At 33.7% G+C, this 14,526-nt stretch carries 18 protein-coding genes and 1 pseudogene; 1 reads left to right on the top strand and 18 read right to left on the bottom strand.

Going from position 1 to position 14,526, the window contains the following annotated elements; all coding sequences use genetic code 11:
- Positions 1–36 precede the first annotated feature (36 nt).
- The 10 genes and pseudogenes from D8M04_RS03475 to D8M04_RS03525 form a co-directional block, all read right to left on the bottom strand.
- Positions 37–798 (bottom strand): class I SAM-dependent methyltransferase, encoded by a 762-nt coding sequence (locus D8M04_RS03475; RefSeq protein WP_121521434.1) that lies wholly within the window; start codon positions 796–798, stop codon positions 37–39.
- Positions 799–1,025: 227 nt separating this feature from the next.
- Complete coding sequence (locus D8M04_RS03480; RefSeq protein WP_121521435.1) at positions 1,026–1,484, bottom strand: GNAT family N-acetyltransferase; 459 nt, start codon at positions 1,482–1,484, stop codon at positions 1,026–1,028.
- Positions 1,485–1,699: 215 nt separating this feature from the next.
- Complete coding sequence (locus tag D8M04_RS20345; RefSeq protein ID WP_246001101.1) at positions 1,700–2,002, bottom strand: DJ-1/PfpI family protein; 303 nt, start codon at positions 2,000–2,002, stop codon at positions 1,700–1,702.
- Positions 2,003–2,326: 324 nt separating this feature from the next.
- Positions 2,327–3,046, bottom strand: a complete 720-nt coding sequence (locus D8M04_RS03490; protein ID WP_121521436.1) for a nucleotidyltransferase domain-containing protein — start codon at positions 3,044–3,046, stop codon at positions 2,327–2,329.
- Between the two features lie 368 nt (positions 3,047–3,414).
- A complete protein-coding gene (locus D8M04_RS03495) occupies positions 3,415–3,939 on the bottom strand; it encodes an HECT domain-containing protein (protein ID WP_121521437.1) in 525 nt (174 codons plus the stop codon).
- A gap of 42 nt (positions 3,940–3,981) precedes the next feature.
- Positions 3,982–4,167, bottom strand: coding sequence for an N-acetyltransferase (locus D8M04_RS03500; RefSeq protein WP_121521439.1), 186 nt, complete (start codon positions 4,165–4,167; stop codon positions 3,982–3,984).
- A 187-nt stretch (positions 4,168–4,354) separates the two neighbouring features.
- Positions 4,355–4,756, bottom strand: coding sequence for a GyrI-like domain-containing protein (locus D8M04_RS03505; RefSeq protein ID WP_342772621.1), 402 nt, complete (start codon positions 4,754–4,756; stop codon positions 4,355–4,357).
- A 346-nt stretch (positions 4,757–5,102) separates the two neighbouring features.
- Positions 5,103–5,429, bottom strand: a complete 327-nt coding sequence (locus D8M04_RS03515; RefSeq protein WP_187695396.1) for an HIT domain-containing protein — start codon at positions 5,427–5,429, stop codon at positions 5,103–5,105.
- Between the two features lie 113 nt (positions 5,430–5,542).
- Positions 5,543–6,309: pseudogene (locus D8M04_RS03520) on the bottom strand (SDR family oxidoreductase).
- A gap of 419 nt (positions 6,310–6,728) precedes the next feature.
- Positions 6,729–7,442, bottom strand: coding sequence for a lysozyme inhibitor LprI family protein (locus D8M04_RS03525; protein ID WP_121521448.1), 714 nt, complete (start codon positions 7,440–7,442; stop codon positions 6,729–6,731).
- 608 nt (positions 7,443–8,050) lie between these two features.
- Here D8M04_RS03525 and D8M04_RS20520 point away from each other — a divergent pair.
- Positions 8,051–8,284 carry a hypothetical protein gene (locus D8M04_RS20520; RefSeq protein ID WP_187695397.1) on the top strand — a complete coding sequence of 78 codons (234 nt, stop codon included), beginning with the start codon at positions 8,051–8,053 and terminating at the stop codon, positions 8,282–8,284.
- A gap of 610 nt (positions 8,285–8,894) precedes the next feature.
- On the opposite strand, the gene D8M04_RS03535 is transcribed toward D8M04_RS20520, so the two are convergent.
- From D8M04_RS03535 to D8M04_RS03570, 8 genes are all read right to left on the bottom strand, one after another.
- Positions 8,895–9,401 (bottom strand): DNA topology modulation protein, encoded by a 507-nt coding sequence (locus D8M04_RS03535; protein WP_121521450.1) that lies wholly within the window; start codon positions 9,399–9,401, stop codon positions 8,895–8,897.
- A gap of 181 nt (positions 9,402–9,582) precedes the next feature.
- Positions 9,583–9,975: an SET domain-containing protein gene (locus D8M04_RS03540; RefSeq protein WP_121521452.1), complete on the bottom strand. Its 393-nt coding sequence runs from the start codon at positions 9,973–9,975 to the stop codon at positions 9,583–9,585.
- Positions 9,976–10,494: 519 nt separating this feature from the next.
- Positions 10,495–10,989 (bottom strand): NUDIX domain-containing protein, encoded by a 495-nt coding sequence (locus tag D8M04_RS03545; protein ID WP_121521454.1) that lies wholly within the window; start codon positions 10,987–10,989, stop codon positions 10,495–10,497.
- 76 nt (positions 10,990–11,065) lie between these two features.
- Positions 11,066–11,446 (bottom strand): VOC family protein, encoded by a 381-nt coding sequence (locus D8M04_RS03550; protein ID WP_121521456.1) that lies wholly within the window; start codon positions 11,444–11,446, stop codon positions 11,066–11,068.
- Between the two features lie 35 nt (positions 11,447–11,481).
- On the bottom strand, positions 11,482–11,940 hold the full coding sequence (locus D8M04_RS03555; RefSeq protein WP_121521458.1) for a helix-hairpin-helix domain-containing protein: 459 nt from the start codon (positions 11,938–11,940) through the stop codon (positions 11,482–11,484).
- Between the two features lie 130 nt (positions 11,941–12,070).
- The gene (locus D8M04_RS03560) at positions 12,071–12,604 is read right to left on the bottom strand and encodes a GNAT family N-acetyltransferase (protein ID WP_121521460.1); all 534 of its coding nucleotides are present in this window, start codon (positions 12,602–12,604) and stop codon (positions 12,071–12,073) included.
- A gap of 94 nt (positions 12,605–12,698) precedes the next feature.
- On the bottom strand, positions 12,699–13,094 hold the full coding sequence (locus D8M04_RS03565; RefSeq protein WP_121521462.1) for a YkvA family protein: 396 nt from the start codon (positions 13,092–13,094) through the stop codon (positions 12,699–12,701).
- Positions 13,095–13,219: 125 nt separating this feature from the next.
- Positions 13,220–14,251, bottom strand: a complete 1,032-nt coding sequence (locus tag D8M04_RS03570) for a S66 family peptidase (protein ID WP_121521464.1) — start codon at positions 14,249–14,251, stop codon at positions 13,220–13,222.
- Positions 14,252–14,526 lie beyond the last annotated feature (275 nt).

A 14,526-nucleotide genomic window follows, 5' to 3' on the forward strand; every position in this document is an offset into this window, starting at 1 on the left:
TTGAGGTCTCCTTTGAATAAGAAGACCTCATTGGATTTAAAATGCTTTTGCCTCAATAATAAAGCGATGCTGCTTTACATCAAAAAACCCTCTTGACTGAATATGCTGATGTATTTCATAAAGTTTTTCTTCATATTTTTGAATACTGAAGTCTGGAATTTGCCAAGGAATTGCTTTTAAGTAATACACTAATGCACCCACATCATAAAATCGCTGAATCGGGAATTCTTCCTTACTATACAATACTTGGAAATGATTCTTTTTAATTTCCTTTAAGGCTTCTTTTAAATCCCAATTCTCAAACTCCGTGTTTAAAGAGACACCAAGGGCTTTATTAATTTCTTTACAATCCAATCCTCCAACCTGCTGTGTTAGAAATATACCATCTTGTCGGATGATTCTTCTGACCTCTTCTGGTGAATAAGATTCATGTTGATTGAGAATTAAGTCGAACTGATTTTCCTTAAATGGTAAGTCAGAATCTTCTTCAATTAACTCTACTTTAATACCCAAAGGTTCCAGATTCTCCTTAGCTAATTTAACGTTTGGTTTGTAAGCTTCTGTTGCATAAACCGTACGAGGAAGTGGTCTTAACATAGATAAAAATTCTCCGCCACCAGTACCCATGTCCAACATCGAATCTGCACGTTGAATTAGCTGTCTCGCCATACTTCCGTAAGACCATGAAAGCAGGCCACTCCGCTTACGTCCTGTCCCTGAAATAAAGGAGAAGTCCCATCCTGAAAATTGTCTATTAATATCATTTACATAACTTAAAAACTCACTGTCACGTCTCATCTATTCCCCTCCCAAATAGTTTAATTATTATATAACGCAGATTGGGAGGACCTCTTACAAAATAGGTAAACTGTTATGGTTCATGTTCCAATAATTTCATTTGTAAACACCCCTAATTGTAATCGCTTTTATTAGTAAATTATATCAAGCATTCGATATCTACCGGCTCAATAATCGCTGCCTTTCTAAAAAATATAGGCTGGTAAAGTTTTAATAAAAGTTATAGGTTATAATGTCTTTTCCATATTAATATTCGTTTCTATATATCCTAACTTTTCATATAACACACGTGCTCTTTTGTTGTGACCAAAGACGTGGAGACCTATCTTTTTCAATCCAATCTTTTTAGCAAAAACTTCGATCTCTCTCATTGCTTGTTTTCCATAGCCTTTACCTTGATTCTCTTCCCAGATATTTATGTCATAAATAAATCCTTTTTCAGCAGTTCTCTGTGCAAGCCAAATCATACCGACTTCCTTGCTTCCGTCACGAATCGTAAATAAATAATGGTTTCTTGTATTCTGACCGTCGGGCAATAATTTATTATATACTTGTTCTGCTCTACTAATTGCATCTTGTGGCTCCCAACCACCAGACTTCATTTGCTCGTTTGCATAGTTTCTAATGGAGAAACGATGATATTGCTGATACTCAATTAAATTCATGTCTTCTAATCTCAGATTCATTTAATTTCTTCTCCTATATGTTTTAAAATTACAAGATGTGCCCCTATTTATTCCACTAGGGTTTCAAGGTGTCCATTAGATTGTAGAAATATTTTGGTGCACCCGTATGGAAATAGTTAATACCAAGCCTCAAGGGTACTTCAGAAAAAACATCTAACTTCGATAAAATAATCTTAGCGAAGAGCAACCCACCAGCTGAACTAGCTGTTATTAGATTATTGTCCGAAATAGCTTTTACATTTATAGTTTGATTCACCCTTATAGTTGGGGTATACCATTTTGAGATATTCAAGACTGTTGCTCGTATGTATACGTTCGTCTAGTACACCAGATTCGGCGAGTGCAGTGGTAACACCGCAAATGGCGGCAACGGTTGCACCACACTCCAGCAATTCAAGTACCTTGTCTATAATCGGTAGGTGTCTTGGGTCATCCCAAGCATCTGCTCCAGGCAGCAGCAATACAGTTGAAAGAGAAGTAATAATATCATCGGTGGTAATCTCGGGTATAACTTTCATACCACCCTTTGTGATAATTGGATCCTTTGTGGCTCCTACGATCTTGACGGAGACTTTATCACTCTGCTTTTTGAAGTATTGTCATGAATTCAGCTCTGCTGTTACATGCGCAATTTCCCAATCTGCTAATGGATCTAGTACATAACTATAGACATTAATCACTTTATCCCTCCGGAAAAATAGTTATTGTCATTCCGATTAATTGACCTATTTCCCTAAGCTTAATATTTCTATATTAACATAATAGTCAAATAACAGACCGAAAAAATAGATTTGTTTGAGTCGCTTTGTCTTGATTTCTGTGCATCTGCTATTAAATGATGATTATTTCTTCCCTAGAGAAAAACCATGAAATAATCGTCCTCCATAAGGAAGCAATATTTCATCAACTAATTTGATCACTTCTTTTTTGGAATCACTTTTATAATATAAATCAAAAACTTCCACAAATTGTTCAGCAAAACTTATGTCGTATTCCTTTAAGGAACGTATGATCCATTTAGAACGTCCAATCCACATATTATTTGTTCTCAACACAAATTCACTTACGAGTTCAGCAAGTGTGTTAGCTATAAAAATTCCTTCTGCTCTATTATTACAACCAATAAAATCATCAAGGCTATCCGTAATAAAATAGCGTTTAGTATTTATTGTTTCCGTTGTCCAAATTTCTGGACCTTTGGCTAATAATTCTTTTGCTTCATATTTGATAGCATTTATAATTCCATTATCTTTTAGAATGATCCCTTCTGATACCATTCGTGGCAACGAAGGTCTTGCTCGTCTATAATCACTTTGGAAATACTCTCGATAAGATTCTAGATTATGTGCAAACACTTCAATCTTCCAACCATACTCAATTAGTGACTCCCTATAGGAAGAGCTATATGTTTTATCAAAAATTACTATATCCAAATCTGAGGTTTCTGTTGCTTCCCCACGTACAACACTACCTGCCAATAAAGCTCCATCGCAGTATGGAAAGTGACTTTTTATAAATTTGTGTGCTGCATTTATTGGATGTAACTTGTAATGATTTCCCATTAATATCCCTTCTTTGTATTATCTATAAAAATATCTATTAACATTTCCTGTTGAATAGCTGTAAATTTCTTGTCATAGTAAGCTATTGCTGCACTTATTAATCTTTCATCAGCTTTAACTACCTCTTGATTAGCTAGATACCAAAAGCAAATCCAAGATTGGTGCCTTTATATTTTTCTATCACTGTATTCCATTTGGATAACCATACTTAATTTTTTATCATTTCCAAATCATAGTCGTGGTCCCATTCACCGTGAATCATAAAGGAAGTTGGGAGCTGCTCTTTTAACGAAAAGAAACCTAATATCAACAAACCGAGAAAATTTGTCATGTCTTACATAAATTAAATTCAGATTTGGAATTTGCATTTAATTATTAAAAAGACTATGAAATTCTTTATCATGGATTAACAAATCTTCTATTTTATGTTCTTTATTTAGGTTCGCTTGCCCCTTCACAACCTCAACTGCTGATTTTTTACTGCCTTCTTTTCGATATTGTATTTCTACGGCGAAGTTATAAATAATCTCATTAGACTCTGTTTTTTCATATTCAATATTGTTTACTTTTAATTCGTAACCATTTCTTATTGGTTCAATCATAAATCCTGACCCATAGTTGTTTTTTACAAATTCCAAGTAGGACGATTCATCTGCAAAGTAATCTTTATAGAAGTTCTCGTCATATTGCACTAAATCTTCAAGTCCTTTACTATCCACAATTTGCTTCAATTCATCACTAGGACCTGTAAATGCTTGGTTTAATACTGTTTCTATTGTCACTAAATTTTCATCTTGATATTTTGTTTCTGTTTTTTCATTACAAGCAACTAAGACTAAGAGAATTATGGTAATGAAGGTGACTACATAAAACGATTGCCATTGTTTTTTCAAATACAAATCCCCCCTTGAGTAATACATCGAAGTGAAATCGATCTAATATTTTCTATGACCATCCGTTAAACCAACAGATTCAAAACCATTATTAATATAAAAGTTATTTAATTTTATATTATCGGCAAAACAACCTAGCCTAAGGTAATCTTTATCTCTTAATTTGGTTTGTACCCAAGCCAAAATATTTCTGCCTAAATCTTTCTTTATATATGTAGAAATAATCATTACACTTCACCAAACAAAATCTGCCTTATTTCTTTGGGTTCTTCTTGGTAGAGTTCGCTGCTATTATACCAGTTAATAATGCTATAGAAATTGCCACCCAAACCCAAAAACTCCTTAAATATCTACAGTAAACCATACTCTTTGTTTATAATGCTATGCATATTAGTCACTAAAGAGCATTTGTTATTTACTTTATAGCTATATAGATTTCAACTTTCCCATTAGGATAGTATTTTTCATAATCTATTGAATAAGCTCTCTCTATTGTACCTGCTTCTTCTTGATTCCATATTTTTCTCCAAGTATGAAAGATACCCTGTTCATCAGATGTTTCCACTTTATAGATTTCGAATTTCACATTTTCTGGGATTTCTATGAATGTTTTCCCATTATTATTTTCAATTCCAACGCTTAATGTATAATCTCCTTTATAGTTGCTCTCATAATTATGATAAATACCATATGTAGTTATTGCATTCATTTTGAGATGACTAGAAGCTTCTTTCCACATTTCGGTAATTTTCTCCATTACATGTTCATCGTTAAAATTATTTGTTTTAATACTACTAATTATTGATAGTCTCAACATCCTCACCCTTTATTTTTAGAATTAGAGTTTCCCATCTTCCGTAAATCTTCTCCTATTTGTAATGAAATCGACATAAAAGCACTGCTATTATTTTATGAAAAAGCGTCCCTTCTCAATAATTCCTATCCAACAAAAGCAGTAAATAGCTAACAGTACATAGAAAGATGGCAATTTGAGTTATAATATAAATACATTGTTCAATTAAATTTAACTTTCTATCCTTTTTAACTTTCTTAAAAAATCTATAAAAATAGAATGAACATAAGATTAGTATACCTGCAGTTACTTGTAATATATTTTCCAATATAGAAATCATTACATCATCCACTTAACTGATTTATCTCTATCATAACGGCTCTCCAAAAACAATATGCCAATGAAGATGTTTTGAATCCTGAAAATCACCTAAATTCGTAATTACTCTACAAGCACCGTATTCCTCAGTTACCATAGCTGCAACCTTTTTAATAACGCCCAATAGTTCTAGTAATATTTCATTATCATTTTCTTCCAATGTAATTAAAGAAGGGATATGTTTCTTAGGGATAGCTACTATATGGACTGGCCAAAAAGGTCTTGTATGATAGTAGGCTAATACATTTTCGGTTTCCAATACTTTATTGACTCGGGTTTTACCACTTAATACTTCATCACAATAAAAATCATCCGTCATAATGAACCTCCTTTTATAAATCTATTAAAGTCAATTCCTTCTTTTGGGTAATACCTATGGATTTATGTTCATTCATAACAACACGATAAAAAGCTTACACTTACTAAATGATATTATCGTATAAATCCACCTTCCGAATGAATAACCTGACCCGTAATCCATGCGGCTTCCTCGCTTACTAAAAATTTTACTGCTCTCGCGACATCATTTGGTTCGCCTACTCTTCCAAAAGGAAATTTTGGTTCCAAATGACTTTTAATTTCGTCCGTCATCCAGACTGTATCTGTTGGACCAGGATTAATAGCGTTTATCGTAATACCCAACGAGGCTAGCTCCGCTGACAATGTAACCGTTAGTGCATCTACCGCTCCTTTAGTTGTAGCATAGGCTAATTCACCAGGCATTGGTCCCTGAGACTGAACAGAGGTAATATTAACAATTCTTCCACCAGATTTTTTATTGAATCCTTTAGCTTAATGAACAGCTTAGCATTGTGGTTGCACGAATATTTACCAAATAGTGCTGATCTAATTCTTCTAGTGTTAGATTAGAAAAGTCATTGTTAACAGAGTATGCAGCACTATTAATAAGAACATCGGGATATCCTAAGGTTGATAAACAGTCTGCAGCAGTTTTTGGGTTGATTCATTTTGAGTTAAATCTAACTCCATATTTGATATCTTAACCCCATATTCCCTTAGCTCTTCCACCAATAATTTTGGTTCCTCCAAATCCATAGACCAAGGCATGTTCATATCATATCCTGTCCAATAGGTAAAAAATATGTGATGAGTAGTACTTGCAAGCTCTCTGCATATGGCAGCCCCTTTTTACGGCTTACCCCAGTAACAATTGCGATTTTCTCATTTAATTGACTCATAATAACCCCCATTTCATATAAGTAAATTTTCTAAACCCTTAACTTTAGAAAGGTACTTTCTTCTTAAGTAGGTTTGTTTGAATACAGAATTTAATCTGGAGATTTATATATTATTCTTTGAATCGTGTAACCCAAGCCCGAACCATCTTCTTCAATATATACGAAATAAAATATTCAAATAAACAGCAAATACGCAATTTAAAGATAGGATATACTAAATTCACGACAGATTCACTTAGTAACATAATATTCAAACAATACATCTAAAAAAAACGACCATTTCGAGATACGCTCCTCCTGAAGTTATAATTAAAGCTATTTACCTCAGTAGGGGCATAACACGTCATAGTCGCCTTGTCTAATCAAGTTGTGGTTAGACGGTTTTGTATTGCGTACCGTCTACTTGCATTATTGAAGCATTACTTCATATAATTATTAACCAATTCAAAACATCTTTCTTCTGTAAGGTTTGCTAACACACTTACATATTCCACGTGTTCCTGAGTACCACCTTTAAATCTATACGATGCTTCCAATGCATTATCATCTCTAAGTTTTAACCAATTTCGTTGTTCTTCTCTTAATTCTTCCATCTGATGTGGTGGCAGTTGTTGCTCTAAAACACCATAAATTTCATTCAATGAGTCATCCCACATATTCCACCTATCGTCTTCCACTTTTTTTAAAGCGAATGTGGAAGAATCAACTGGTTCCAAAGCTTCGGCTTCTTTTTTAGTATTGTTCAATTTTTTTAGATGCTCTTGCTTCAAAACTGCATTAGAATCATCAGAAGGCAAATTCTCCTCTTTTAAGGATACAGTGTTTGAAATATTCTCTTCTTTAATTGCATTACTACTCTGTGAGTTGTTTGAATCATCTGTTGCTACATCTGCACTAGTTGATGTAACTTTTTTTTCGTTTAAGTCTTTGACTGTCTGACTGCTGTCGTAGTTTGAATCAATTTCTGTTGAATCCAAATCAGACGAATCATCGTTTTTTTCTTGAGATGAATTGTAATCTTTCGACTGGTCGTCCGACTTAGCGGTCCTTTCGTCAGTTGAATTGTTGCAAGCGGCTAACAGAACTAATAATAAAGTAAAAATTATTAATATTATTTTTTTGTCACTTTTCATATGTATCTCCTTTTTTTGATTAGGTATCCGAAAAGATTTTACCATATATTTCCTTTTAATGATTACTGAATTTTATTAAAATTTACTTCGGGCAGCTAAATCACCTTTAAAAAAAACTTATGCAAAACCTACTTTAATAGATCTTTTCTCAGCAAACTCACTTGGAACAGATTTTTCTTTGGCCCTAAAATACTCGTTCCGTTACTTCGAACACAAGAAAAATTTATCATTATAGAAGTTAATAATGACCGTGAAAACAACTGAATTCTTTATGATTTCAAGTATTAGAAAACATGTATCAAAGAAATGAAGTCACTTGAATGACTTGAATATTAGAATAAAGCTTTTGCAAATAATTAATAGTAAGCACTTCTAAGCGAACGGTACTATTTGGAATGTAATATTTTATAATTATGGTTTTAAGAAACTAAACAAAAAAATGCAAAAATTATTTTTAAGGGCATACGTCTATTCCATCTAGTACAAATGAACATACACTATTTTGTACAATGATGTTAGGAGAGGATAAAATGAAAGAAGAAAATAGACAATTTGGAGGCGGCTACCCACAAATGGGCGGTTACCCGCAAATGGGTGGCTACCCGCAGATGGGCGGGTATCCGTATATGGGTGGTTATCCACAAATGGGAGGGTATCCGCATATGGGCGGTTACCCACAAATGGGCGGTTACCCACAAATGGGCGGCTACCCACAAATGGGCGGTTACCCACAAACGGGCGGTTACCCACAAATGGGTGGTTACCCGCATACGGGTAGTTACCCGCAAATGGGCGGGTCTTCACATTCAGGTTCGCAATCAGGTCAGCGTTCCAACGATTAATTTTGATACTATAAATGATGCAAATACTACACAGTTAGGTAGTATTTGCTCTTTTTTCTGAAATTGTATAGTAATTTGGAAAGCTGTTTATATTCAACAGTGTACTTCTTCCCTATAGAGAGCAACTTGTTGTTGAAGTATGATTTAACACTTTACAATAATAAACTTTCCACTGGATTTGATGCAGGAGTCTTAAAATAATTCTTTAGGTTATTTTATATCCATGTTCTCCTTAAGGAACAACTAGACTATAAAGATAAAAATCTAAGATAGCTTGTTTCACTAATTAAATAACTAAACTTCAATTATTACCGAATATTTAAATATCTCCTTCGATAAAAATAGACGATGATTTAAATGAACGCCTTGCCAAACTTTTGTTCTATGAGTTAAAGAAGGGTTCTGTTATTGATCCAACCATTGTTCTATGGGTTGAAAGGAATCGTGTCTTTTCTATAAGCGCGATGTGTTTAACTCTCCTTTTTGAGAGAAAAAATACTAAAGGCAGCAATCTGCTAGATAATAAGCTAGTCGTGTAAAGCCCCCATTAATAAAGAACCATTCTTTATTAATTTCTCGAGTATTTATCCTACTGGCAAAACAATAGTAATCATTGTACTTTTTCTAAAAACTGTTGTACTTCTTTTGGAGTTTTCAATATTATAATTTGCTTGTCCTTAGACAAATGCGCGAGACTCATTAAAATTTCAGGTTTTTTAGTTTTGGGATATTTCCATATCCATTTAATAAAACCTAAGTTAAATTTTTCTTTACATCCTTTTCCCATATCAGGTCTTGTTTTATTTCGATACTGAAATATTCGAGTAAGAACACAAAAAAGACAGATTGTTCTGTGAATATCGAGGAAAATTACGGTATCTGCTGCATGAAGTCTGATGTCCATTGTACTACCATAGTTTCCATCGATAATCCACTCTTCTTTTTTTACTAAATTTTTCTGGATTTTTATTTGTTCATCCTTGGGAACACCCACCCAATGTGGTTTCCAAAATAACGCGTCAAGGTGATATACATTTATTTGCAGCTTTTCACCTAGTTGTCTTGCAAGTGTGGATTTCCCAGCCCCGCCGGAACCAATAAGTATAACCTTTTTCATAAGCTCTCCCTTCTACATAGTGTTTCTGTGTATCTTCGTTTTGAAAGTTAAAATTAACACAATATTCAAAATTACTTATAAAAAAGCTAAGACGATCAATTTGATGATCGCCTTGTTTTTTTCCTGTACCCATAGCTCAAGTTATAAACGTACTTTTAAAATTGGTGTAAAGTAATCTAGGCTATGTCCTATCGTCATAGTCTTCATTAAACCACAGTGGATCTTTGTTATCGACCTCTCCATTATAATTAATTAAAATCTCATCACCTGCTTTAATATCTGTGAAAGCATAGAAGTCAAATGTATGATTTTCAAAATTTATCTCGTAGTTTGCATTAGGTTCATAGGAATGGTTAAATAACATTCCATACCCTAGAAGGATTGCAGTATGATTTATCCCATACTCGAAAGCGTAATCAGCTAGTAAAGTTTGCTCGATGTATTGATGCTGATCGTTTGGATAAGAAATAACAGGTGCTTCATGTAAAAGCTCCCCTTTTTTAATATCACGCGTAGCAAATACCCCTCTATTGAACTCCCCATCACTTATAGAAGATGTTTTTATCTCGATCATGTTGTCACCTACTCACTTTTAAAATGTTATTAAATACTTACTTTAACATTCATTCTAACATTTATTTAGAAAATAGGCTTCTACAATAAAATCCCTTCAAAATTTCAAAATCGTACATAAGGTAATTCTGCAGTTTTTTCATAATTAAAATATAATCACTACTGTTTGTCCCATTTGTTCTCTATTCTTAGCGAGTTAATCTAAAGTTCAAAACCTGTTAAGAGCAGATAAGCCAATATTAAGTCCAGATATAATCACAAAAAGTAACATGCCTGAACTAATAACGCTAATCACCATTCCTAACCAAGATCCGATAGAAAATGGGACTGTAAGAACGAGTAAAAAGCAAAAAAACAAATTAGTAATGACCACCTTTATTTGTATAAGAAACTTAGAAATAAAATAGCTCACTAAATTTATAACAAAACCAATATGAATTTTCCACGTACCTTAGACTAATTGAGTTGCGCCAAATATATAAAATACATAGCACAAGCATAAATATAAGAAATATAAGTTTTATTTCTTAAGCCAATCACTATTCCATTGAAAAAAAGTATTATCTACAGAAGAGTTTTTAAATATGAAATCTGGATATGGTAAAGCGAGTTTTGGTTTATTATCTTCTTTTATAAACACTAGGTCGACGGATTCACCATCAAACGGTGCCAATTCGCCACTTACTATGTCACATTCAAAAACAAATACATTGTACTCTACTTGATCACCATTAGGGTATGTATAACGAAAAGTCTCTCCACCAAATATTCCTAATAACATATTTGGCTTTACTCTTAGTCCAGTTTCTTCCCGAACTTCACGAATAATCGCTTGTGCAGGTGTTTCTCCTGGCTCTATCGCTCCCGCAGGTAAACTCCAATATTCACCTTCCTGAGGCTTTTGGAACAATATTTCATTATCAATGTTTCTGATAACGGCAGCTACACTTGGCATTAACATCAGCTCTGTTCCAATCTTACTACGGATTTCTTTATAGTAATCAGAAATTGGCATGATTCCCCACCTCTATGAATGTGTCTTTTTATCACTCCAGTGTTACTCGCAATAATAGAATATTTGTGTTTTTAACTTAGATTCTTTCGTAAATCTCAATTAATGAACCAGCAGGATCTCTAAAATGAGCTACCTTAATACCCCAATCTTGCTGTTCAGTCGGTTTCGTAATAAACTCTACTTTGCTTTTTAACTCTTGATATGTCTCTTCCACGCTATCTACTTTAAAGATTAAAGCTGTCTTATCCGCCTGTTCGATATGTGTGGAATATTCTTCTCCAATAGCTTCCACCATCTGTTTACGGTCAAAAACACCTAAAGTAGCACCCTTAAATTTGAAATCAGCATAATTAGAATTTTCATCTCCCCAAGTAACATCAAACCCCAATAAATCTCTATAAAATAAAAAGCATTCTTTATAATTGTCTACAAGTAATCTAGTGTGCGTAAATTCCATCTATAATATCTCCTCTTGAATTCTTCTTTCAATATTTATTCATACCAAGCTTTAATTGGCCTATTCTTAGGAAAACCTAATTTATCGCGATAAGCCTTCCTTTCTTCCGTAAAATCAAACCACTGTTTACTACTCCCAGGATTGTTCGAAAAGTTAATCACACACCGAATCTGATCTTCAACACAACTATCAGACCAAACACCTAATTTTTGTTCCAATTCATCAAAGAGTTTGGCCCCATCCTTTCCCTTGACATCCTCTAGTGAAAAAAAGTTCAATTCAAAAACCAGTTTTTCAGCTAATTTAGAACCAATAGAAGGAATACTCTGGAAATCCGCTAATCCCTTTAAAATGTTCGCTCTTTCAACAGAAATATCTAACATTACAACTATTTCTTCTCTATTATAAGTATGTATTTCACTAATTTTTACTTTTGCTTTTCTAAGTTTTGATTTTTCACTGTCTGTTAAGGGCAATTTAGGGTTAGAACTCATCAGTTATACCTCCTCTTCAAAACACTTAATAATTAATAAAACGTACTCTGTTATAAAATTGCTCCGTTCACTTAATGACCTCGTCAAAAAGGGGTGTTAATCCTCGTAATTAGATAGCTGAAAAGGAGATTTATCTATTATTCTTTAGTAACGAATAAACATATGTATCGTACACTTCACCATTCTGATGCATATAATCCCTTAGGACGCCTTCTTTCTGAAACCCCAATTTGCTGAGCAATTTATTAGATGCTTGATTATTAATAAAAACAACAGCTCCTATACGAAATAATCCTAATTCATCAAAACCATATTGAATTACTTTTAATACTGCCTCTGATGCATACCCTTTTCTCCAATAATCTGGGTGAATTTCATAACCTATTTCCGCCCGTTTATGTTTAGGTGACCAAGCATTAAATCCAATGGTTCCAATAATATTTTGGCTTCCTTTTATTGTAATTCCCCAACGTATTCCTCTTTTATCTTTGTAATTCTTTTCGAAAAAGTCAACAAATGCTTCTGCTTCTTCTATTCTACCTAATGTTTCTTGACCATAAAATCTCGTTACATTTTCGTTAGAAAAACAAGCGAATATGCCAGCTGCATCATCCTTAGATATTTCTCTTAACACCAATCTATCTGTTTTTAATGTTGGAAACATATTTTCTCCCCATCTCTCCAAAGAAGTAACATCTCTTCAACCATTCCTATTCATACATTTACTTCTACAAAAAAGGCGGTTAATCCTTCTTGGATCAACGCACCTTTTCGTTCAATAATTGATAAACTTTAATAATAGCCCAAACTATTATTATAATCCAAATTAATAATATTAATAAACCAACTATCCAATTCTTTGGCTTATCATTTTTTGTTCTTTCTTCTGCCTTTTTTACACAATCAGATAATACATCTGTTGGTATCATCTTCAATGCCAATAATATACCTAATGGGAGGAGAATCACTTCATCCAAAAAGCCAAGAATCGGGATGAAATCTGGTATTAAGTCAATCGGACTAAACGCATATGCGACAACACAAGCAGTAAATACTTTTGCATACCAAGGTACTCTTTCATCTTTACAAGCATAGTAGAGAACAAATATCTGTTGTTTTAATTTTTTCGCCCAAGCCTTGATTTTCTTAAACATCTTATCCCCTTCTAGCAACAGAATTTATATTTTCATTTTAACAGAGACCTACTACTAAAATATCGCAGATGGGATTAAAAAGGCGCCTTCACATTGATAAAAAGCTCCTTGTTGATGAATAGTATTTATTCCACTCCACTTTCCAGGATCTTGAAAGTCCCTTTTTCACAGTCAATTTCTGCTTCTACGCCATATGGCAATATAAATTTCGGTTCGGTATGACCAAAATTCAAGTTATAGAGAATCGGCAAATTCTCCAAATCATATTCCTTCATTACTTTTTGAATTTCTTCTTTATACTCATCGTAATATTTCTCATCCTGTGGTTTACCAAAAACAATTCCATTTGCTTTTTGAAGAATACCTTGTACAGCATAATTTCGTAACCAATATTTAATAAATTTTGGCTCCGGTTTTTCTTCTGATGTTTCAAAGAAAAGGATGCTATTCTCCCAATATTTTTCTTCTGGCCAAAGTTCTGTTCCTTTTGCAAATTCCAGTACTTCTATACAACCACCAATCAAATGGCCTTGAACTGCACCTGATCCTTGAAGGACCTCGTAACCCGTATTTTTCACCATCGTCCGTTGACGGTTCTTATTCCCTTCTATCCATTCTAGACGTTCACTCGTCCATTCATTAGCCGGTTGAATTTCACCAATAATTTCATTTGAAAAGAGAGTTCGATTTATCATTTCAATCGTATAGGGATGCATCTCCACGTTTTCAGCAAAGTCGGTTAAAATGGCTGGACCATAAAAAGAGGTGATTCCTGCTTTATGACAAAATAAATGGGAAACCGTCACATCAGAGTAGCCCATAAAGATTTTCGGATTTTCTCTTATAACATCGAAATTAATAAATGGGAGCAGGCGAATACTATCTTCTCCACCAATGTTTGCAATGATACCTTTTATACTCTTATCCAGAAATGCTTCCATTAAATCTTCAGAACGAGCTTGTGGATTATTATAAAGATACTCTCCCCCTTTTAAACTATTCGGCATGGAGACCACTTCCAGCCCAAAGACCTTTTCAAGTCTCTCTACGCCTTGCTCATATCTCCATCTTAGTGCGGGTTCACCCGCTCCTCCCCAGGAAGGGCTTAATGTTGCAACACGATCTCCCGGCTGCAGTTTTTTTGGCTTAATTAACATATAACTCCCACCCTTTTAAAAACTGATTTTTTATGTAGTTTTAGGTTAGTTAAACTTACTTTCTTCTATCGTCAAATTTCCTTGACAAGTAGAAACATGATAAACCAGAACCTAAAGAAATAATAAAAGGAATAATTGCGAGGAAAGGCATAATAACTGTCCAATATAGTAAATAAGCGCTTATAGCCAATATAAACTAACTCACTTTAAGTAAAAAACTCGATGCAAACTGTTTTAACACAAGCAAAGTATCTGCCTCCTATTGCACCTTATAA

Source organism: Oceanobacillus piezotolerans (assembly GCF_003665065.1).
In the GTDB taxonomy this organism is placed as follows: Bacteria; Bacillota; Bacilli; order Bacillales; family Amphibacillaceae; genus Oceanobacillus; species Oceanobacillus piezotolerans.

Bases quoted from the DNA above. Each gene is read 5' to 3' on its own strand.
- D8M04_RS03565 (WP_121521462.1), bottom strand. From the start codon at position 13,094: ATGTTTAAGAAAATCAAGGCTTGGGCGAAAAAATTAAAACAACAGATA.
- D8M04_RS03480 (WP_121521435.1), bottom strand. From the start codon at position 1,484: ATGAATCTGAGATTAGAAGACATGAATTTAATTGAGTATCAGCAATAT.
- D8M04_RS03540 (WP_121521452.1), bottom strand. From the start codon at position 9,975: ATGATCGAGATAAAAACATCTTCTATAAGTGATGGGGAGTTCAATAGA.
- D8M04_RS03500 (WP_121521439.1), bottom strand. From the start codon at position 4,167: ATGATTATTTCTACATATATAAAGAAAGATTTAGGCAGAAATATTTTG.
- D8M04_RS03545 (WP_121521454.1), bottom strand. From the start codon at position 10,989: ATGCCAATTTCTGATTACTATAAAGAAATCCGTAGTAAGATTGGAACA.
- D8M04_RS03490 (WP_121521436.1), bottom strand. From the start codon at position 3,046: ATGGGAAATCATTACAAGTTACATCCAATAAATGCAGCACACAAATTT.
- D8M04_RS03560 (WP_121521460.1), bottom strand. From the start codon at position 12,604: ATGTTTCCAACATTAAAAACAGATAGATTGGTGTTAAGAGAAATATCT.
- D8M04_RS03570 (WP_121521464.1), bottom strand. From the start codon at position 14,251: ATGTTAATTAAGCCAAAAAAACTGCAGCCGGGAGATCGTGTTGCAACA.
- D8M04_RS03555 (WP_121521458.1), bottom strand. From the start codon at position 11,940: ATGAGTTCTAACCCTAAATTGCCCTTAACAGACAGTGAAAAATCAAAA.
- D8M04_RS03525 (WP_121521448.1), bottom strand. From the start codon at position 7,442: ATGAAAAGTGACAAAAAAATAATATTAATAATTTTTACTTTATTATTA.
- D8M04_RS03515 (WP_187695396.1), bottom strand. From the start codon at position 5,429: ATGACGGATGATTTTTATTGTGATGAAGTATTAAGTGGTAAAACCCGA.
- D8M04_RS20520 (WP_187695397.1), top strand. From the start codon at position 8,051: ATGGGCGGGTATCCGTATATGGGTGGTTATCCACAAATGGGAGGGTAT.
- D8M04_RS03535 (WP_121521450.1), bottom strand. From the start codon at position 9,401: ATGAAAAAGGTTATACTTATTGGTTCCGGCGGGGCTGGGAAATCCACA.
- D8M04_RS03550 (WP_121521456.1), bottom strand. From the start codon at position 11,446: ATGGAATTTACGCACACTAGATTACTTGTAGACAATTATAAAGAATGC.
- D8M04_RS20345 (WP_246001101.1), bottom strand. From the start codon at position 2,002: ATGAAAGTTATACCCGAGATTACCACCGATGATATTATTACTTCTCTT.
- D8M04_RS03505 (WP_342772621.1), bottom strand. From the start codon at position 4,756: ATGTTGAGACTATCAATAATTAGTAGTATTAAAACAAATAATTTTAAC.
- D8M04_RS03475 (WP_121521434.1), bottom strand. From the start codon at position 798: ATGAGACGTGACAGTGAGTTTTTAAGTTATGTAAATGATATTAATAGA.